This window comes from Shouchella miscanthi (assembly GCF_007725405.1).
Classification (GTDB): Bacteria; Bacillota; Bacilli; order Bacillales; family Bacillaceae_D; genus Shouchella; species Shouchella hunanensis.
In genome coordinates, this window is record NZ_CP042163.1 from 2093395 (window position 1) to 2113684 (window position 20290).

General features: G+C 40.7%; 19 protein-coding genes. 4 read left to right on the forward strand and 15 right to left on the reverse strand.

The features are described 5' to 3' along the window. Positions 1-13: 13 nt before the first annotated feature. The 8 genes from FPV17_RS10555 to FPV17_RS10590 are packed head-to-tail and all read right to left on the reverse strand — an operon-like array spanning position 14 to position 8233. On the reverse strand, positions 14-1498 hold the full coding sequence (locus FPV17_RS10555; protein WP_144558965.1) for an AcpB/EbpR/MafR family transcriptional regulator: 1485 nt from the start codon (positions 1496-1498) through the stop codon (positions 14-16). A gap of 35 nt (positions 1499-1533) precedes the next feature. Next, the gene (locus FPV17_RS10560) at positions 1534-2181 is read right to left on the reverse strand and encodes a class A sortase (protein ID WP_060705762.1); all 648 of its coding nucleotides are present in this window, start codon (positions 2179-2181) and stop codon (positions 1534-1536) included. A gap of 28 nt (positions 2182-2209) precedes the next feature. After that, a complete protein-coding gene (locus tag FPV17_RS10565) occupies positions 2210-3256 on the reverse strand; it encodes a WxLIP family cell surface protein (RefSeq protein ID WP_210244255.1) in 1047 nt (348 codons plus the stop codon). 54 nt (positions 3257-3310) lie between these two features. Next, a complete protein-coding gene (locus tag FPV17_RS10570) occupies positions 3311-4063 on the reverse strand; it encodes a WxL domain-containing protein (RefSeq protein ID WP_144558967.1) in 753 nt (250 codons plus the stop codon). A gap of 25 nt (positions 4064-4088) precedes the next feature. Continuing rightward, positions 4089-4841, reverse strand: a complete 753-nt coding sequence (locus FPV17_RS10575) for a WxL domain-containing protein (protein WP_144558968.1) — start codon at positions 4839-4841, stop codon at positions 4089-4091. 15 nt (positions 4842-4856) lie between these two features. Next, positions 4857-5186 carry an LPXTG cell wall anchor domain-containing protein gene (locus FPV17_RS10580; RefSeq protein WP_186370782.1) on the reverse strand — a complete coding sequence of 110 codons (330 nt, stop codon included), beginning with the start codon at positions 5184-5186 and terminating at the stop codon, positions 4857-4859. After that, entirely contained in the window at positions 5179-7932 is a 2754-nt protein-coding gene (locus FPV17_RS10585) for a lectin-like domain-containing protein (RefSeq protein ID WP_144558970.1), read from the reverse strand. The genes FPV17_RS10580 and FPV17_RS10585 overlap by 8 nt, the downstream gene beginning before the upstream one ends. Next, the gene (locus FPV17_RS10590; RefSeq protein WP_035398999.1) at positions 7925-8233 is read right to left on the reverse strand and encodes a hypothetical protein; all 309 of its coding nucleotides are present in this window, start codon (positions 8231-8233) and stop codon (positions 7925-7927) included. The genes FPV17_RS10585 and FPV17_RS10590 overlap by 8 nt, the downstream gene beginning before the upstream one ends. Before the next feature lie 411 nt (positions 8234-8644). Between FPV17_RS10590 and FPV17_RS10595 the strand changes: the two genes are divergently transcribed. Further along, a complete protein-coding gene (locus FPV17_RS10595; RefSeq protein WP_144558971.1) occupies positions 8645-10651 on the forward strand; it encodes a motility-associated ABC transporter substrate-binding family protein in 2007 nt (668 codons plus the stop codon). A 15-nt stretch (positions 10652-10666) separates the two neighbouring features. Here FPV17_RS10595 and FPV17_RS10600 read toward each other — a convergent pair whose 3' ends face one another. The 7 genes from FPV17_RS10600 to FPV17_RS10630 form a co-directional block, all read right to left on the reverse strand. After that, positions 10667-12040, reverse strand: coding sequence for an aminotransferase (locus tag FPV17_RS10600; protein ID WP_144558972.1), 1374 nt, complete (start codon positions 12038-12040; stop codon positions 10667-10669). Between the two features lie 13 nt (positions 12041-12053). Continuing rightward, positions 12054-13283 (reverse strand): Zn-dependent hydrolase, encoded by a 1230-nt coding sequence (locus tag FPV17_RS10605; RefSeq protein WP_144558973.1) that lies wholly within the window; start codon positions 13281-13283, stop codon positions 12054-12056. After that, entirely contained in the window at positions 13280-13495 is a 216-nt protein-coding gene (locus tag FPV17_RS10610) for a hypothetical protein (protein ID WP_060705768.1), read from the reverse strand. Before FPV17_RS10610 ends, FPV17_RS10605 begins: the two co-directional genes overlap by 4 nt. A 17-nt stretch (positions 13496-13512) precedes the next feature. Next, positions 13513-14925, reverse strand: coding sequence for a dihydropyrimidinase (hydA, locus tag FPV17_RS10615; RefSeq protein WP_144558974.1), 1413 nt, complete (start codon positions 14923-14925; stop codon positions 13513-13515). A gap of 13 nt (positions 14926-14938) precedes the next feature. Then, positions 14939-16213, reverse strand: a complete 1275-nt coding sequence (gene preA / locus FPV17_RS10620) for an NAD-dependent dihydropyrimidine dehydrogenase subunit PreA (protein WP_144558975.1) — start codon at positions 16211-16213, stop codon at positions 14939-14941. Next, entirely contained in the window at positions 16206-17555 is a 1350-nt protein-coding gene (locus tag FPV17_RS10625) for an NAD(P)-dependent oxidoreductase (RefSeq protein ID WP_144558976.1), read from the reverse strand. The genes preA and FPV17_RS10625 overlap by 8 nt, the downstream gene beginning before the upstream one ends. Positions 17556-17857: 302 nt before the next feature. After that, the gene (locus FPV17_RS10630) at positions 17858-18556 is read right to left on the reverse strand and encodes a GOLPH3/VPS74 family protein (RefSeq protein WP_144558977.1); all 699 of its coding nucleotides are present in this window, start codon (positions 18554-18556) and stop codon (positions 17858-17860) included. 280 nt (positions 18557-18836) lie between these two features. Between FPV17_RS10630 and FPV17_RS10635 the strand changes: the two genes are divergently transcribed. The 3 genes from FPV17_RS10635 (at position 18837) to FPV17_RS10640 (ending at position 19919) form a co-directional block, all read left to right on the forward strand. Beyond that, positions 18837-19076: a helix-turn-helix domain-containing protein gene (locus tag FPV17_RS10635; protein ID WP_060705770.1), complete on the forward strand. Its 240-nt coding sequence runs from the start codon at positions 18837-18839 to the stop codon at positions 19074-19076. A 249-nt stretch (positions 19077-19325) separates the two neighbouring features. Continuing rightward, on the forward strand, positions 19326-19508 hold the full coding sequence (locus FPV17_RS22530) for a response regulator aspartate phosphatase (RefSeq protein ID WP_186370783.1): 183 nt from the start codon (positions 19326-19328) through the stop codon (positions 19506-19508). Between the two features lie 159 nt (positions 19509-19667). Beyond that, a complete protein-coding gene (locus FPV17_RS10640; RefSeq protein WP_144558978.1) occupies positions 19668-19919 on the forward strand; it encodes a hypothetical protein in 252 nt (83 codons plus the stop codon). Positions 19920-20290: the final 371 nt, after the last annotated feature.

A 20290-nucleotide genomic window follows, 5' to 3' on the forward strand; every position in this document is an offset into this window, starting at 1 on the left:
AAATGCAAACAGCTTATCTCCTTGTCATTACAGGGGGGAGCTGTTTGTTTGCGTTCAACCGATACCAATATGCACTTGCACAGCGGTCGTAAATTCTGCGCCAATCTCCATCAGTAGGAGGGGAATGCACGTATAAGATATTATCAGTGGACCCCCTTACAAAAGGCATATCCGTTAAAATAAGTGAATAGCGATCTTCACTAACGCTTTTATTCTGAATCGTGGAAGTCGAAATTTCGAGCTGAAACGGAACGTAACTCATAATTTTCTCTGCTAACGTTTCTTCATAAATAGGACCTTCTCTCGACAAAATAAGAAGTTGTAAAGCTGGTTGAAGTTTATCAATATCAACGAAAGTATAAAGCATAAGCAAATAGCGTGAGTGTGCAGTTGGCGAACGTTTAAACCCGTTGTTTTCAGTCTCATTTGCAAGTTGATGAACGATACCACTCAATAAAGGATGTTGTTTGGTGATGGCATTCGCGTAAATCATATCTTTATAATGTAGGAAATTAGTTGCGTGATAGTCATAATGACAATAAAGCTGTAATAAATGCCCTTTAATATGATTCATATTTTCTTTGTTTAATGCGTCCGGGAATAACGCGTCTAACTTTTCGGTGAACATGACAGTGAATAACCATGCTTCAGTCTTTGATTTTTGATGAATGTCAATGTTCTGCTTAACTATTTCAATTGGATGATAATGACTTGGTGAATTGACAATCATCATTAACAAGAAATCTTCTTCACCTTCTCGATGCTCTTCAGGAATTCCATTAAGAAATAAATCACACTGACTGATCAGCTTCTCTTTAATCGTCGCTGGGAAGGGAATGTCATAACCAGGACTATAAAAGCCGTTTAATGTTCGATAGTGTTGAATAGCGAGATGATAAATGTAGGTTTCCTTTTGTACTGGTGACAATTGAAGCGAGAGAGTCTCAACAATACGATCAACTCGTTTCTCTATCATCGCTTTTTGGAAAGAAAATGGCCACATTAATTTGCCTGTTATTTCAATTAAGAGCGAAAAATAAAAATGGCGAATCTGCCTTTCATCACCATGAATTTGTAAAGAGCGCAAGTCAAACGATAGTTGGAATCGTTCAAGCCATTTTTTAAAGTGTTTAAGCTTTCGAAAAAACGTGGCACGACTAATGTATTGCTCCTCCACAAACGTTTTGGCGGATGTGTTTTTTGAAATGACACTTAAAAAGAAACAAACCATGTCATCTTGAATGTAGTATTGATGAAGCAGTTGCTTCAAAAAAGCATCATCCTTACCTTTTAAATGCATGGTTTCGCTGTCAACATATTCGATCGTCATATCCGTATGCTTGCGTTCCATTTCGTTCTTTAATTCGTATAAAGCGGCATCAACAGTACGTAATGAACAACTCAATTCATCAGGGAGTGCCTTTCTTTGAATGTATTCTTCCGTACTTAACTTATAGATTAGCTTAACTAACCGGTCTATTCGTTTATCGATTAACATCGCATAGTCCCTCTACCAGTTTGGTCATTTTTTATTTATCTAAAGAATTCTTTTCCTTCTTCGTAGGTTGTTTTTGATATGAGTTTTGCCCTTACCATAAATCGCTCTGTCGTTGGTCTGCTAGTATCACATGTAAAGAGTGTTAGAATTGGTTCCTCTGTCGGCAAGAGATAATGGGTGTCAAGCTCAGAAATGATGTTTGTTTCGACAACAGCGTACTGGTAAATCTCTGTTTTATTTGTGATATAAATATCCATGCTAGGCTCAACGTGAAGAAGTGGACCAAATAGTAATGTTTGTTTTGACAAATGATGTCCAAATAGAACATAGTTTCCGCTTCCCATAGGTTGTTGATCAGTAAGTGTAGCGGCTCCAGCGAGTAAATGTTCGTTCGTCAACCCGCCAATGATCGGGAGGGATAACTGAACGTCTGGTATTGAAAGCGCTCCAGCGATTGGGAGGTCGTTTTGTTGAATTGCTTCTCGCATTACTTCAATGAAAGTAGGACGCTCTACGGCTGTTGAGTCAATGATAGGTGCCGTATGCTCATGGTCATGTAACGATTGGGTTGAAAATAGTTGCTGTGCTGATGCAATGCGTTGCTCAATAAGGTAATCTCTAATAAAAGGGGAGCAAATTAACACCACTCCCATCGTGAGAAGAAAGACAATACTAATGAGCATAAAACACTTTTTAAATCTTTCGTTCATATTAACTTGCCGAAGCACGTTGTTTATCCATCGCTTCGTGTAATTGTTTTTTATGCTTCTTCCGCTGGTAGTAAAGAATAAGCAAGAATGCAATCACAATGCAAGCAATGCCAAGTGCAACATAAAGCCACGTATAGTCAGTAGCTGGTATCGAAACGTCTGTTTGGTTAAGTGCTTCCGCTTGTTCTTCATCAATCGTAAACGGTTCATTCCAATGCCATTCTTCTCCCATTGAGCTTGCTGTTAACTCGATCCTATAATCACCTGCTTCAAGGGGTTTACCTTCAAGAGGGATTGGATAGGAAAAGTGTGAGTTCGGCGCCATTTGCATACCATCTGTTTCGGATTCAAGAACGGTCTGGTTCGAATCGTTTTTAATGACTGCTTGAACAGCCAATTGATTCATATACATCGGCTTCGGGTTTTGAATATCCGCCATAATGACATTTCGAGCATTTAATTGATCTGCATATACATCGTGGAGAAGCAAATCTGGTGTGATTGGATTTTCGGTTTGTTGCAACACAATCCCGACGACGTAAGCATACTGATTATTAATTGATAAACCTTGTTCAGTTGATTCTTTATTCTCTTCCTCAACTGTCTCTTGCAGCGTAACCCCGCCAGCCATTACGCCATCAAACGAATCGTCTGGCATGGTAATGTCGAGCGGAAGTGTATATTCGCCGTTAGCCGGAACAACAATTTCTTCCTCGGTAGTCACCAAATCTTCCATCGGGTATAAAAGTGACTCGTCCAATTCTTGATCACCATTTCCATACTCAACAACACCATTTACATTTGTAGATGCGGTACCAATATCAGGGGCAATAACAACATCATTGTCTGTGTCATTACGAAGAAGAATCTCGACGGTTTGTTTGGCGCCTGGATCCAGCTGTAAATGAAAGTATGTTTTACTTGAATCCATTTGATTATCAGGGATAATCGTCGTAACAGAGAAATTAAACTCCGAGGCTTGTGCCTTAAAAGGCATCATGACCAAACACGTAAAGGTGATCAGCACAACAAAGCGTAGTAATTTCATCAAACCTTCCTTTCTTGAAGAGAGGGCATGCACATACTATGCATGCCCAAATCATTATTTACGAGATATGTCTTCATTTCCTGGTGTATCGGATAATGTCCACGTTAATGTTGTTGAATAGTTTTTTGCATACTTTGTGGTCGAACCAGGCACTTCTAAAGAAACGCTGGAATCTGCATTCTCACTCGTTCCGAAGTGATACGTATACGTACCTGCGCCTTCTCCTTTGCTCGCTTGAAGCGGGGAGCTTTTGACTTCAGGTGTAAGAGTAAATGATTCTTCGGCATGAGATGGTTTTGATGAAGCAGCAATGGACTTTACTGCAGCATGATTGACCGTAATTTCTGCACCATTTAGCACTTCGTTATCTACTGTTGCAAACTGACCGTTTTGAACAACTGACAACGTCCAACCACTTTCCGTTCCCCGATTATCTGTCACTTGGACGTAGAGAGGGCTAACCTTGTCAGAATTTCTAAATGTTTGTGGAGCTGCGTAATAGGTTTCTGTCGCTGAAGTAATCTTATGCTCGCCAAACTCAAAAGATGACGCATAATCGATACTTAATGGTCCTGGTGTACCAGGATTTGGTCCTGGACCTTCAGGATCCGTTGGATCGATTGGCTCTACAGGCGTTTCTGGGTTTGGATCTTCTGGATCTACAGGAGGCGTAACATCCTCATTTGGAACGAATTTTATTTTAGCGTTTGTATCATATGTGGAACTAGTATTTGCAAAAGCCGTATTCCCCGTAGTAATAAGTGCAAATGCTAAAGCAGTAATGGTTAAAACCTTCATTTTTTTCATCATTTTTCTCCGTTTCTACTATAAATTAGTTGTTATTACCTGGTACATCTGACAATGTCCACGTTAATGTAGTGCGGTATTCAGTATTATCTTTCGGTGTAACACCAGGAACAAATAATTCAATAGCTGGTGTAATAACGTCGCCGCCTTCTAACGAAGTAAGACCTCCAAAATGATTGACCCATGTACCAGCCCCGGCACCTTTTGCTGCGGACATCACAAGTGTAGAGGCACCTTCAGGATCCAATTGAAACGAATTCGTAGCGGTTGGCGCCGTCACATCGTTAAGCGTGCCTTTTATAGTTGGTTCGCTAAAGGAAATAGAAGCACCTGTTAATGTAGTGTGTTGTGCGTTTTCATTTTCAAATTGTCCATTTTGTTTCACGTGCAAAGACCAACCAGCATTTGAGCCACGATTATCTGTAATTTGGACATAGTTAGAAACAAAGCGGCCATCGCTTAGCTCTTGTGCTTTTGCAGCATAGACACGATCTTTCGTAGAAATTTCGTTTTCCCCAAAATTTAGACTAGAAGCATAATCAATGCTTAAAGGACCTGGAGTACCGGGGTTAGGTCCGGTTGGGTCAGTTGGGTCAATTGGGGTAACCGGTTCTTCTGGATTAGGGTTTTCTGGATCAAGTGGCTCTGTAATGTCTTTGTTCGGAATAAACTGCACAGAACCATTCGAATCATATGTACCTCCGTTTTCTGCCTTTGCTAGGCTACTAAACGATAATGTAACAGCGGCAATAACAGTGAATAAGAGAGCTTTTTTCATTTCATTTCCTCATTTCTAATATGATAGGTTTGTTTTTTTAACATGCTTTATCAGTACAAATGCAAGAAGGAAACATCCGACTCCGCCTAAAAGAAATAGAAGAGGAGGTTGATCTCCAGTCTGTGGTAATACATCTAAAATAGGTGCTTCATTTCCTTCCTCTAATGGCTGCTCTGGGTATTCACCGAAAAAACCAACACCAGCATCTGTTTCTGTGTTTGCCATTGCTATGCTAGGATTAAATAGAAAAAAGAGACATATAAGCAGTCCAGTAAGAACAAGAGGGGCGTTACGTTTAACGTCATCACCCCCTTTCAATAAGAGGTGCCTCATGTGACTATTCATTGGCAGGTACATCCTGTAATGTCCATGTCAATTCTGCTTGATAGGATTGATCCACTCTGGCTTTCCCTGGAGATACGTCAAGAAAGAACCCTGCCTTGTTGCCGCTCTCTGTCCAACGGTCGGAAATGACATCTTCAAATCCGTTTGTTATACGTCCGGAAGCGATGAGAGAGGCATTCGAACCAATTGTCTGCTGATTGCCGTTTTCGATGTATAGGAGAGTAGCAGAAAGTGCTTCTCCTGTGTTACGGTCTCGAAACGCTTCTTTTTGTTTTACCGATAACGCCCAATGTGTTTTTAAATGACGTGTGTCTGTAATTGTTAGTTTGTTTTCTGGAACCACTTCTCCAAAGTATTGCTGATGACTAGATGATACGACTTGAGTACCAAAATCGAGATGTGGCGCCACAAAGGATAAAGCGCCATCTGTAATCGTAATAGGCACTTGAATGACCTTGTTTACTCCGGAATAAGTGGTACTCTCAATTTTCACACCAATGGTATACGTACCTGGCACTGATACATCAGGTAGCGCTTCTGCTAGGCCAACAACACGAGCAGCTTGATGTAATCGAGTTGGCGTAATACGCATGTTCTTTACGAAACTACTTAAATCCCACGTAGAAGGATCTGTTCCTGCGTGAAACGTTTGAGGAACGGGTTCTCCATCAATCTGAACGGCTTTTAACGTGATGCTCGATTCATTCGTTGATACTTGCCCTTGAAACGCGCCAGAGCTAGCTACAGCAAAGGCTTGATTTGCTAATGGTCCTGTTGCTCTGTCGTCTACTTTCACGCGAAACGTAAGTGTTTTTGAACTAGCCACTCCTATATTTCCTGCTTGAAAGGTAAGTTTCTGTCCATCTATACTAGTTGGCTTATCTTTTGAACCGTCAGCTACATACGTAAGGCCAGATGGAAGACGATCTTCCACTTGTACATTTTGCCACGTTGCACCCAGCCCATTTTCAGCGGGATTTTGTAGTGTAATTTCATATTCAAGAGTGTCACCTGGGTAAGCTGAACTATCTCTTTGAAAGTTTGCTTCACCAGACGTCAGGTTACGGACGCGCTTTTCGGCTCTTGGGCGTTGAGGTAAATCTGCATAGGCAATCGCATAGACGCCAACCTCTTCACCTGTTGCACCTGTAAATCCCCAATAAACACGGTTGTTGTTAAATACATTGCGATAATCAGGGATGGAATAAGTAGTTGTTTGACCAGCAAACGAGTACGAAAGCCTTCCACCAAAATTTGATGTTTTCTCCCATTTAACAGTAAAAGACTGCCAGTTATTATTAATAATCGTTCGATAGGTTATATTGGAATGAACCATTCTAGCATTTTGTGTTCCAAAAATCCCTCGGTCGATCACAGAAGGATTAACCACCGCTGTATGACTTTGATTCTGTAAGCCTCGATCGCTATAATCGCCATTATGATACGTATCAAATTCAAAAGAGAGCGCATTTTGAATAAATCCTGTATATGAACGTTCTCGAAGTGTCCCATATGCACCAAGCGATTCCCCACGTTGTCCAATTGCCTGTAAGCCTCTAGGATCATTGTGCATCGTAAACGTTAAGCCGTCTGCGATTTGCCTTTGGTTCGGATTCGCACCATTGATATATAGGTGCATGGTCGTTTGAAAGGATTGGTTTAAATCAATCTGTTCGTTAAACCACATCGCCGAAGATTTATTTCGCGTTCCATCTGCGAGCACACGCACGTTTGAATTACGGTGTTGTGCCACGTTACGATCACCCGCATACGTAAACAAATCTGAAACGTTTGGCCCTCCTACAGGCGGTAGTGGGATGGTGCTGACGTTTGCAAGGTCTACAGATGAAGTTGTGAACCGTTCTTTCACAGCATTTAATTGGCTTTGTAAGTCATCAGTCACATCGTCTTGTTGTGGTTGCTCATTTGATTTTTGCTGAGGTTCATCTTCATGTCTGTCGGTTGCTTCTTCTAACTCCGGTTCTTCTGGTTGGTCTACAGGATCAACGCTTTTGTCATCATCCGTTTCTTCCATAACTGGAGGTTTCTCTTCATCGGTAGTACCACCGGTGTCATTTGTTTCATCTAATGTCGGTTCACTTTCTTTATCTTCACCTAGATTTTCTGATGCTTCTTCTTGTTCTTCGTCGATAATTGGCTTTTCTAGTTCTTCTTCTTGTTCTTCGTCTGTTTTAGACTCTTCCTGGTTTTCTTGGTGTTCAGGATGATCAATGTCTGTAGGTATGTCGCTCTCTTGATCCGCTTCTTCATCATGTGAATTTTCGTTTTCATTCTGTTCGTTAGCCTCACTGATATGTACAGTAACGTTTTTAAAAAGCGATTTTTCATCATTCGTTATGGATTGTACGGAAATATCATAAATTCCTGAGTGCATGGCACGTAAAGTGAATTTCCTGACTTCTTGATTGGCTTGAAAGACAAGTTGATTCAACTCTTCATTGTATTCAATGTGTTCATCATCATTTGACTGCTCCCAAGTTAGTTGATCTGGTAATGTAAGTACCCAATTCTTTTCTTCTGAATCATTGATATGAATCGTAAAAGGCTGCTCCACAACTAAATCTTCTTCATTCTCAATGGAGAATGGGGCAGGAGGTCTGTCTTCATCTGCATGGACAAGAATTTCTTGAAAAGGAATAGAAGCAACGATTAACAAGACTGATAGACAGATATAAAAGAACTGTCGTTGAAGCAACCGGTTGGTAAGAGGATCACGATTACACATATGTTGTTTCCTCTAATGAGTTGTGAATGAGATAATCGTTTTCCTCAAATAGCATTGATCGAACTTCTTTCAAAAAATGAATTTGAGCAGGGGATATTGTTTCGAAATTCATTAAGTCATGGCGCAAATAATTTAAATGCCATAATCGATCAAGCTCTTCTTTTGTTCGTTTTTCATGAAAAGTTTGTAAAGCAATTTCAAGTACATCACGTGCAGGAAGGTGAGCAGCAAGACTTAAATCTTTCCGCAACCGTTTATCTATTTCATGTAATAATCGATATGCTTTTACATTTGTACTCATATAACCATCTCCATTTCAAGACAATAGAACTAGGAACTAATCATCATCATACGCTATTGTCTGTCAGAAAATGGTCTCTATTTTTACACTGTAATGGAAAAAAATGATACATGACACCCTTATATATTAGCCTAAAGCTAAAAAAATAAAAATATTTATCTTAGGAAAATAGTAATGTTTTAACAAAATATAATTTAAAATCTGATAGTTATGCACTCAGGTGTTTTTTTATGTAATGGCAACAACAGAAGAAGCATGCTGATCAGCGCGGTTTAATTGTAAAAGTGCGCCTTCTTATGTTGTTAAATTATTATAAAAAATACATTTTTTTATTATCGACTGTTTAACAATCTGCTATGATGAAAAGAGTTCGTTTGCTTTTACAACAGAATAATGAGGAGGCACGGTGTTATGAGGTATCAAAAAGAATGGTTTGCAACAGCAATGCTCTCGTTTATGGTTTTAAGTTTGCAACAACCAGCTTTAGCGGAGGGGCCAAATGATCCAGCACCTGTTTTACAACCAAATCAGCCTAATGGTAAAACCGTTTTATTCGACAATAGCCACGGTCAAACGGCTGGTCAATCTGATTGGGTAATTGATGGAGCGTTTTCTGATTTTGCAGATGCGTTAGTGGAAGAGGGATATTTAGTGAAGGAGCATCGTGGGACAGAACCGTTGTCTCTAGATGACTTAAATGATGTTGATGTCTTTGTCATACCAGAAGCACAAATTCCTTTTAAAGCGATTGAACAAGATGCGATTGCTAGTTTCGCGGAAAATGGTGGCGGCGTTTTCTTTATTGCCGATCACTACAATGCAGATCGGAACTTGAATCGCTGGGATTCAAATGAAATTATGAATGGTTGGCGGAGAGGCGCTTACGAAGAGCCAACAAAAGGAATGAGTGCAGGTGAAATTGAAGCGATGGAAGGGGTAACAAGTTCAGATTGGTTAAGTGATGAATTTGGTGTTCGCTTTCGTTTTAACGCCATTGACAATACAGCCGGAGATATCATCGTTCCTGTTGAAGAATCATTTGGTATTACAGAAGGAATTGAAGAGGTGTCTATCCACGCAGGGTCAACAATGGCAATTATGAATGAAGAGATTGCTAAAGGGATTGTCTACTTGCCAGAAGGATTAACAGAGCAAGCAAATTCATGGGGACCTGCTGTTGATCAAGGTGTTTATTTTGGTGGTGGAATAGATGAAGGTCCGTTTGTAGCGATTGGCAAAAAAGGAGACGGGAAGTCTGCTTTTATTGGTGATTCTTCTCCCGTAGAAGATAGCACCCCAAAATACCGTAATGAAGAGCACGGCGGAGTGAAGCGAACGTATGACGGTTTTATCGATCGTGATAATGGACCACTTCTTGTGAACGTTATTCATTGGCTAGCTGAACAAGAGGACTACCATACATTTGCAGAAATTGATCTTCCGCTCGATGAGCCTTCGCCTATATTAGAAATGGAGACACCTGAACACTCAACAGAGCCGCAGGTTGAGCCATGGAGAGCGCCACAAACAGGTTATCTCTGGTATGATCGCACAACATTTGCGAATGGCTCTTACGGTTCCGACGTAGCACCTCCAGTTGACATTTCCTATCAAGTGGAAACACCTGCTGTATTACCAGCAGATGGGACACCGTTTCAAGTAACAATTACGCTAACGAATATGCAGCCCAATCAAGTGATTGCGAATGCAGATATGCAAGTCTATCTTCAAGGTGGAACAGCGGTCTCGCAAATTCAACGAGCTGACGGCTCATGGCCGAGCGGGTATGGGTATCAATCCGTTGGAACACTTCGAGCGGACGGAACCGGTAAAGCGGAGATGCGTGTAACAATGCGCCTTGGCAATGGAGTAACAGAAGGACCAGCAAACATTCGCTTACGTGTCGGCGCTGGTAATAATGTAGTGACGAAAGCAGTCACAATCGGTTCAGCGGAAGAGGAGGAACAGCCACCTGTCGAGGAAGCGGCGTTTACTTTAATGTACCCAAATCCGATGCCTTTAGATGGTTCGACTTTTCCAGTTGAAGTGGCACTAACGGGGCTCACACCAGGGCAGACTATTTCAAACGCACAGCTTCAAGTTTATATTGCAGGTGGACAATCTATCTCGCAAATTCAACGAGCTGATGGTTCCTGGCCTACAAACTATGGCTACTTTAATGTCGGTGATGTTACTGCGAATCAACAAGGTCGAGCGAGTAAAACGGTGAACATGCGCTTAAATAAAAATACTCAAGCAGATCTAGGGAGCATTCGTCTACGTTTAGGTAGTGGTAATAACGTACTTACAGAAACAGTTACACTTCAGGCTGTTCAACCGACAAGCTTTTTAGCTCCTCGGTTTCACCAATATGTTGACCACTTCCAATCGGTTGATGGAAACATAAGCTCATCATAAAACAAAGAAGCGAGCTCAATAGGAGCTCGCTTCTTTGTTTGTCTCTGAAAACACTTCGTTCAGTGTTTTTACCAAAAACGTTAAATCATTTTCGGTTGATGTGAGTGGAGGGGCTATAATGAGTACATTTCCTCCCGAAGGAACTGTATCGCCGTTTTTACCAATAATGAGTCCTTTTTTCTGACAGGCAGCCACAATCGCTTTTACCGCTTCGTCTAGGAGTGGTTCTTTTGTTTGTTTATTTGCCACGAGTTCAATCCCATATAAAAAACCGACACCACGTACTTCACCAACGAACGAGTGTGATGCGAGCTCACGAATCCGTCGAAGAACGTTTTGTTCTAGTTTAGCTACTCGGTTCACAATGTGTTCTCGTTCAATAATCTCAATTGTTTTTAACGCAACGGCACAAGATGCAGGGTGACCCCCGTATGTGGAGATATGTCGGAAATGACTGGTTGATCCATTTGTCTTAAATGATTGATAAATTGATTCATGTACGCAGGTGGCACCAAGAGGTAAGTAGCCTGCGGTTAGTCCTTTTGCAAGTGTTATGATGTCCGGGTAAAAGCCATCCCCATGCATGTAGCCAAATAATTTTCCAGTACGTCCGAAGCCAGATACAACTTCATCTAAAATAAGTAAGACGTTGTGCCGTGTACATATCTCTCGAACCTTCTTGTAATAGACATCGGACTGTGGATGGATGACACCACCACCAGAAATAACTGGCTCCATAATGAAAGCAGCAATGGTCTCTGCACCTTCCCATAGAATCGTTTGCTCAAGGTACTCAGCGGCTCGAAGGTCATCTTCTTCATAGGAGCCAAAGCTACTTCGATAAGCATACGGAGGAGGGATGTGTACAAACCCTGGAACGTTTACATCATACTTGATTTTTCGATTTGCTTGCGCCGTAGCTGCCAGCGCACCAAGAGAATTTCCATGGTAAGCGCGGTAGCGAGAGATAATCTTTGTTTTTTCTGGATTACCTGATTGCTTATGATGTTGGCGTGCGATTTTAAATGCCGTTTCGTTCGCATCTGAACCACCATTTGCAAAAAACGAACGGTAGCCACCACCAAGAAGCTCACTTAATTTTTCTGCTAAATCAATTGCCGGTTTATGACCAAAAGAAAGAGGAAAGTATGCTAACGATTTCATTTGGTTAGCTGCAGCTTCAATAATCTCTTCCTGACCATGTCCTAAATTTAAGCACCATAATCCTGAAACCCCATCAAAATATCGCTTTCCAGTAGTATCTATAAACCAAGAACCTTTACCAGATTCTGCGATTAGTGGTGTTCCGTTCCCTTGATACGGCTTCATCCCATGCCATAAATAATCTTGATCTTTCTCACTATAGCTCTTTTTCGTCTCTGCTTCCACGTAACGAACCTCCCTACAGTTTATTCGTTAGTTTATAAATGGTTTCCAATAGGACGCTGGCACCATTTGCGCATGCCTCCCACGAAGTATATTCATTTTCAGCGTGACTAATACCGCCAGCACTCGGAACGAAAATCATCGCCGTTGGTATGATCCCGGCAATAAATTGAGCATCGTGTCCAGCGCCGCTTACCATTCTTTTGTAAGAATAGTGAAGCGCTTTTGTAGATTCTTCTACTTGTTCAACAATTTCCTCATCAAACCAAACGGTATGTCGTCCCCATAATTTTGTTGCTTTAGAGGGGAGAGGGGATTCATTAGTAATATCGGTGAGAATGGTTTCTACTTGTTTAACAACGGCTTCGTCTTTATGCCTTGCTTCAATGGAAAAGACGACTTTGTTTGGAATGACCGTATGAATATTGGGAGAAACCGAAAAGCGGCCAATTGTATAGACTAAATCTGAATCAAGCTGAGCCAATCGGTCATGAAGGATGTTCATACAGTAATTTGCAGCCGTAAGAGCATCTTTCCTCAATGACTGAGGTGTGGTTCCAGCGTGATTGGATTGACCAGTAATCTCAATCTCATAGCAGCACATGCCTACAACACACTCGACAACACCAATATCAAGCTGAAGTTGTTCCAAAATGGGTCCTTGTTCAATATGAAGCTCAAGAAAAGCAGCGGCTTGGTTTAGACGATGTGCAGGAGATCCTTTAAAGCCTGACAATTCAAGGGCATCTCCGAACGTAACGCCAGATTGATCAATTTTTTTAATCATTGTACTTACATCGAATTTCCCTGCTACTATACCGGATGCCATCATGGATGGTTCAAATCGTGCGCCTTCTTCATTTGTAAAGTTAATAATGCCAACAGGCCGATTTAATTCGACGCCTTGATCAAGGATGACTCGAATCACTTCTAACCCTGCTGCGACTCCCAGGACACCATCAAAGCGTCCGCCTTTTTTTACAGTATCGAGATGCGATCCCATATAAATAGGTGGGTGATCCGGATTTTTTCCTGAGAGCAGGGCATACATATTGCCAAGATCATCCCATTGAACCGTTAATCCTAAAGCCTCGCATTGATCTTTAAAGTACGTTCGCGCTTGAATATCTTCTTTTGATAAAGCTAAGCGGGTAACGCCTTTGTTTTTCGTCTCACCAATTTTGGCAAAATCACGAAGTGTGTTCATAAGGCGATCACGATTAATACGAAGGTTTCCTGTCTTCATGAGTCATCACCTTTTTGCTGATGAAAAAAGAGGGTTGATGCATATTTACGTGCATTTGCATTACCAATTGTAAGCATTTCGTGTTTTTGATCATTTGAAAAGGAGATATCAGAACCGTTCAAATGATCGATGATGGTATTAATTTTTAACCCCTCCGCTAAAAACGCATCAATTTGTTGTCGTTCGTTTTCGAAGTGAAAGTGTTCTGCCATAAAAGCCACCTCCTTGTCTAAAGTTCGACTCGATCATTTGAAAGCGTATTGCCATAACGTGCTCGTTTTATAAAGACACCATCTCCCGGTAAACCAACATAGGAGCCATTATGAATAATGACTTGCCCCCGTGACAGTACAGTGCGAGGAACTCCTTTTACTTGCATTCCTTCAAATGCATTATAGTCAACCGCTAAATGATGCGAGGTAACCGATAATGTTCGCTCCACACTTGGGTCAAATAAAACAAGATCTGCGTCGGCGCCAACAGAGATACTCCCTTTCTTCGGGTACATCCCAAATAATTTTGCTGCTCTTGTTGAGGTGATATCAACAAATTGATTTAAGCTTATTCGTCCTTTTTCAACGCCTTCTGAATACACAATACTCATGCGATCTTCAATAATCGGACCACCATTTGGAATTTTAGTAAAATCGTCTTTGCCTAAACTTTTTTGACCGTCAAAGTCAAATGAACATTGATCACTACCAATCGTCTGCAATCCACCTGTTTTTAACGCATTCCATAGCGTATCTTGATGTTCTTTCGGGCGAAGGGGAGGTGACCAAACGTATTTTGCCCCTTCAAAATCTGCTTTTCGAAGCGCCTCTTCATCAAGCACCAAATATTGAGGGCACGTTTCTCCCCAAATATCCGCACCTTGTTTGCGTGCTTCTTCAATTTGTTTAACTGCTTCAGCACATGTAACGTGAACAACATAGAGCTGTGATCCTGCTAATGCTGTTAGTTGACAAGCCCGACCTGTCGCTTCGCCTTCTGCTTCTACCGGTCGGGTCAGTGCATGATAAATGGGATCGGTTTGCCCTTTGGCAAGTGCCTGTTTCGTTAAATAGTCAATCACATCTCCATTTTCTGCATGAACCATGACGAGAGCACCTAGCTCTTTTGCTTTTATTAACGTTTCAAATAACGTCGCATCATCTGCTTGGAAAACATTTTTATACGCCATAAATACTTTAAAGGACGTAATGCCTTCATTAGAGATAACAGAAGGGAGTTCCTTTAACACGTCCTCGGTCATTTCACCAATCATTAAGTGAAAACTATAGTCAATCGCCGCTTTTCCGGCTGATTTGTCGTGCCATGTTTGGATGGCTTTTTTTAACGGTTTTCCTTTTTCAGTTAAACAAAAGTCAACTATAGTTGTGGTGCCGCCAAATGCAGCTCCAATTGTACCTGTTTCAAAATTATCTTTTGTTACCGTACCGCCAAAGGGCATATCTAAATGAGTGTGGGGATCAACACCACCAGGGAAAACAAAACAACCTGTGGCGTCAATGGTGTCATCTACATGTCCAAACGTTGCGGCGCTACCGATGCCAGCTATTTTTTCGTTTTCAATCAATACGTCTGCTTGATACGTATCGGATGCCGTTACGATCGTCCCGTTCTTAATCACTTTTTTCATAAACGCTCACTCCTTAAGATTGAGGGGATTTCATTGACGCCAGGCTGCTTTGGCGATCATTCCATGACATAGGAGGCAGGCCATTTTCTTTCACGACCATATCAATTGCGCCGTCCACTGGGCAAACGATGGAACATAGATTACAGCCTACACATTCGTCTTCGTTTACTTTTAAGTATGGAGCTCCTTTTTCGTCGACAAATCGTTCTATACATTGATGGGCTGTGTCTTCACATGAAATGTGGCACTTATTACAGTGAATACACACATCCGTATGAATAGACGCGACCACTTGATGGTTGAGATTCACATTGCCCCAGTCAGAGTAACGCTGTATCGATTTACCGGTTAAATCGCGAACAGAGGAAAGCCCCTTGTCGTCTAGGTACGTGGAAAGACCGTCAATCATGTCTTCTACAATTCGAAATCCGTGATGCATTGCCGCTGTACATACTTGCACATTGGTCGCACCCATTAACAGAAATTCAACAGCGTTTTGCCAATTGGCTATACCGCCAATCCCGGAAATCGGAACCGTCACACGTGGATTTCTGGCACAGTCACCTAACATGTGAAGCGCAATTGGTTTGACGGCAGGCCCGCAATAGCCACCGTGCGTTCCTAGACCATCGACATTCGGTACCGTTTGCCATGAGTGAATGTCGACTCCAGCTAGGCTGTTAATGGTATTGATTAGGCTAATAGCATCCGCACCGCCTTGCACAGCAGATTCCGCGGTTACGGTAATGTCTGTAATATTTGGCGTTAGTTTAACGATCACAGGTGTTTGAGCTACTTCTTTCACCCATTCCGTTTGTTTCTGCACGAGCTCTGGCACCTGACCAGACGCTGCGCCCATACCACGTTCGGCCATACCGTGAGGACAGCCGAAATTTAGTTCTAAGCCATCTACACCAACAGCCTCTACTTTTTTAACAATTTCATGCCATTTGTCTTGTTTTGGCTCGACCATTAATGAGGCGACGATCGCATGATCAGGAAACCGCTTTTTCGTTTCCTCAATTTCACGTAAATTGGTTTCAAGAGGACGATCAGAAATTAATTCAATGTTATTAAAACCTGCTACACGCTGACCATTAAAGTGAACAGCGGCAAATCGGGAGGTTGAGTTGATAATTGGCTCCCCTAACGTTTTCCACACGGCGCCACCCCAACCTGCTTCAAATGCACGCTGAACTTGATAGCCTGAATTTGTTGGAGGTGCACTGGCAAGCCAAAAGGGGTTAGGAGAGGAGATTCCAGCAAGGTTGCTGTATAGATCAGCCATAATGTGCCTCCTTTCGAACGTCTGTTAGAGTTCGATGAATCGAATACGCCGTTTGTTTTCCTTGTTCAGCTGCAGAGACGACCATTGCTTCACCTTGTCCATCACCGAAGATGACGTCGCCGCATGCATATACACCTTCAGCAGTTGTTTTAAACTGCTCGTTAATCGTGATTATCCCATTCTTTGTGTGAATGTTAGCCTGATCAAGCCAACTGTAGCGCGATTGCCCAATTGCACGAACGACAAAATCAGTTGGGATGACGGTAGTATGACCACTTGGAATCGGCCGACGCCGTCCATCTTGATCTGCTTCTCCAAGTGTCATTTGCATACATTCTACTCCAGTTACAGATCCATTCTCATCAAGAAGAATGCGAGTAGGAGAGTGAAGCCAGCGAAATTCAACGCCATCCTGCTTGGCAAAGGTATATTCAAAATCATAAGCCGTCATTTCATCTTCTGTACGACGGTAAAGGATTTTTACATTAGAAGCTCCTAGACGTACAGCGCATGTTGCCCCATCAATAGCTGTATTCCCAGCTCCAATCACGACACCATTTTTTCCGGAAAAATGAGTCGCAAGATCATCGGTTTTTGTTGCCTTCACAAAATCAATGGCGTCATAAACATCTTGTGCGTGTTCTCCCGGGATGCCTAAAGTAGGGACGCTCCCCATTCCGATCGCGAGAATAACTGCATCATATGAGCTTTTTAATTCATCAAGAGTAATGTCTTCGCCGACACACGTATTTGTTTGTATCGTAACACCGAGAGACTTAACTTGTTCGACCTCCCAATAAGAGATTTTTTTTGGTAAACGAAACGACACAATGCCATACGTATCTAAACCACCAGCTTCTGACTCTTTTTCAAAAATGGTAACACCATGGCCGAGGCGAGCAAGCTCTCGTGCAGCAGATAAACCAGCTGGTCCACTGCCAACGATGGCTACACGTTGATTCGTTTTTTTGCCTGCTTTAAAAAGGATTTTCTTATTATGAATAGCCCAATCCGTTGCAAATCGCTGTAATTTGCCAATTGAAATCGCTTTAGAAGAATGGTTCAACACACAAGCACCTTCACACAGTTCCTCAGTAGGACAGACTCTGGCACAGCTAGCTCCTACAGGATTAGCTTCCATTATGGTTCGAGCAGAGCCAATTAAATTGGCAGTCGTAATTTTTTTAATGAAGCCGGGAATGTCAATACCTGTGGGACAAGCGGTAATGCAAGGAGCATCGTAGCAATACAAACAACGAGTTGCCTCATCTATTGCTTCTTGGCTAGAGAGTGGGGGTTCCACTTCTTCAAAATTCACCTGTAACTTGTCTAACAAATGCATGGAAACGCCTCCTTTTTTTAGATCGTAACGAAATGCTGCATAAAGCCGTTGCTGACTAAGTTTATCCACTTACAATAAAGATGAAAAATTCAAAATTCAACAACAGTGTTAGATTATATGTTACAAAACGTAAAAAATGAGTTGGAAGACAAGCCTCCTTTCAAAGAAGATAGGGAAGTGAAAGAACATCATGAGGGGATAGGGTGACGTACACCCTGACAAAGAGGTGAATATACTCATTTTTAACATAAATAGGGAAAGAAAGCTAGAGAAAGACGCGTATAAGAGACAAACGTCTTTCTCTACGCGTCAGATGAAGAGGAGGTTGTTGAGGTAACGACTGCCGTTGCAATCGCCATTGTTATCGATGTATCAATAAACTCTGTTGCCATCTTAACGGATTTTGATAATGGAAGGTTTTTGTTCAAATGTTTAACTTGCTTTTCAATCTTTTTTGCTTCATTACGATCCGTAAATACAATGTCTACTAGCTTACTTGATTGAAGAAGAGAGAGTAACATTAGGTGTCGCTCTTCATTTTTGTTTAAAGGTTCTTGTTGATTTGTTTTCTCCAAAATGGTTACTAATCGTTCACGAACGATAGGGATTAAATTCTCTTGTTTGCATTCGTAAGTGAATGATGGAAATAGTCCTAAAATATACTTTTTGTTCACAGTCAAAATAGTACTGTCTTCAAGCTTTCGAGCAATTGTATGCTGGATGTTATCTAGTCTTGATGGCAATGCTGTAACCCAGTATTCAGGCGTTTTTGGCTTTGAGTTGTCCATTAACATAAGGGTCTCCTCTAATAGAGGATCTGCGGCTTTCTTAGACAGTGGAACAATTTTTTTATGACGGACTTCAATAAGGGAATCGAGCAGCAGATCGGTAAGGATCGCTGCAGCTAGGCCATAAGAAAGTGAAGCGGCTGAGCGTGCGTATGGTTTCTTTTTATGGGGGTCAAGGGATAAAACAAACAGTTGTTCAGCAAGTAAATGCATACGTATCAATCCTCCTACTTTTCTTACGACCAAACAGGTAAATACGTTTCACATTTTTATGAAAAAAGCCTACTCTGTAAAAAATAAGATGCCGACACAAGTAACGAAAGCAACGCATATTAGCTGCCAAAAGAGAAAGAACTTTTTCTATTTTAGGGTTTTCGTTATAGATAAAATAAATTATAATGAAATGAATAATTTTAACACAGTGTTACAGAAATCGTGAATATTCAATCTTCACGTAATTATTAATGATTTGTTTGAAAAAAGGGGCTCTGGAATGAAAAAGATGAGTAATGAGAATCTTAACCAAATGGTCGAGAAGATGGTTGAGATGAGAAAAATGTTAGGTATTAGTAGAGTTGAGTTAGCAAAAAGAACTGGTTTAAATCAGACCCTAATCAGAAAGTTAGAAAGAGGAATGGATAGAGCACATGTCGATGATTATATGATGATAATTGATACCTTAACAATGGAAATGCTTGTTCGAGACCTTTTGCCGAAAGACAGGAAAGGATAATAATTGTAGGGTTAAACTCTTTTTAAAACGAAGGAGCGTGTTTTTCATGCGAGAAACGTTTGTATTTAAAGATGGAGTTCATAGCAACTTTGATAAAACATATGAATTTTATATCTAAGATGCCATCATAGGCATCTTATTTTTATGTTTCCCAATATGCATCAATATATTGGGAAACACGTTAAATTCGACAAATCTTAAATTTAATATGGTGAATTTATTCTAGTAAGTTAATAATAGGTAAAGTAGGTGAACCTTATACACAAAAAGATACCATCTTCAAAAGTTGGTGCAAAAATTGTAGAGTGGTATAGCTGTATCCTCTCAAGCTCTTACACAGAGGCTACGTTACTTAAGCACGAAGTAGAACAAATGCTTAAGACAATGGAAGAAGATGATAAGATACTAGCTTATTTTTCTTTAGTTGAGTAAAGACACAACAACATTCTTGATAAGAGTAGTAAAAGTGAACCCCTCGATGGTTCATTCAAATTTGTTGAGACGAAAATGGATCATTACTTAAAGTATTTATATTACTTTATTAGTGGCCAAGACGAATTTAACAATCAGAAGTATAGGACTTCCATAAAAATGTTTAGAAAAGCAGAGCGTTTATTAGAGTATGTAAAAGATGAAACAGAAGAAGCAGATTTCTTAGGTTACATGGGTTATGCATATTATAGAATAAACCAATACCTTCTCTCATTATCGTATCTAGAACAAGCTGAAACAGCTTTTAGACGATTAGGAGTAATTAATAATGCTGTTAACAACAAACAGGTAATAGGCGCAATTTATGTAGAATTAAAGCAAATTTTTTTCAGTCTCAAAACTAAAACATAAGGCTTAGTTAAGTTTTGAGACATTTTTGTTGTTTCTGTTTAGGTTCTTGTAATTAGGAGTATGCAATTCTATAAGAATGTAGAGTAAGAGGTGTGAATCTTAAAAAGGATTCCCCCTTGATAAATTTATAAGTTTACATAATATACATTACAGGAACTTAATAATAAATAAAAAATCTATCTCAATACTATAAGTATTCTTGGGTTTTGAGATGGAATTTATTTTCGTACTTTTTTACTTTTCTTTTAGATACACCAAGAACAATATTACGAGGAAGAATTTTTATAAAGTCCATCTTAGTATAAACTACATCATATATTTAGTGATAAAAGTTAGCAAATAGTTGTGACTGCAAAACCATGAGCGACTCT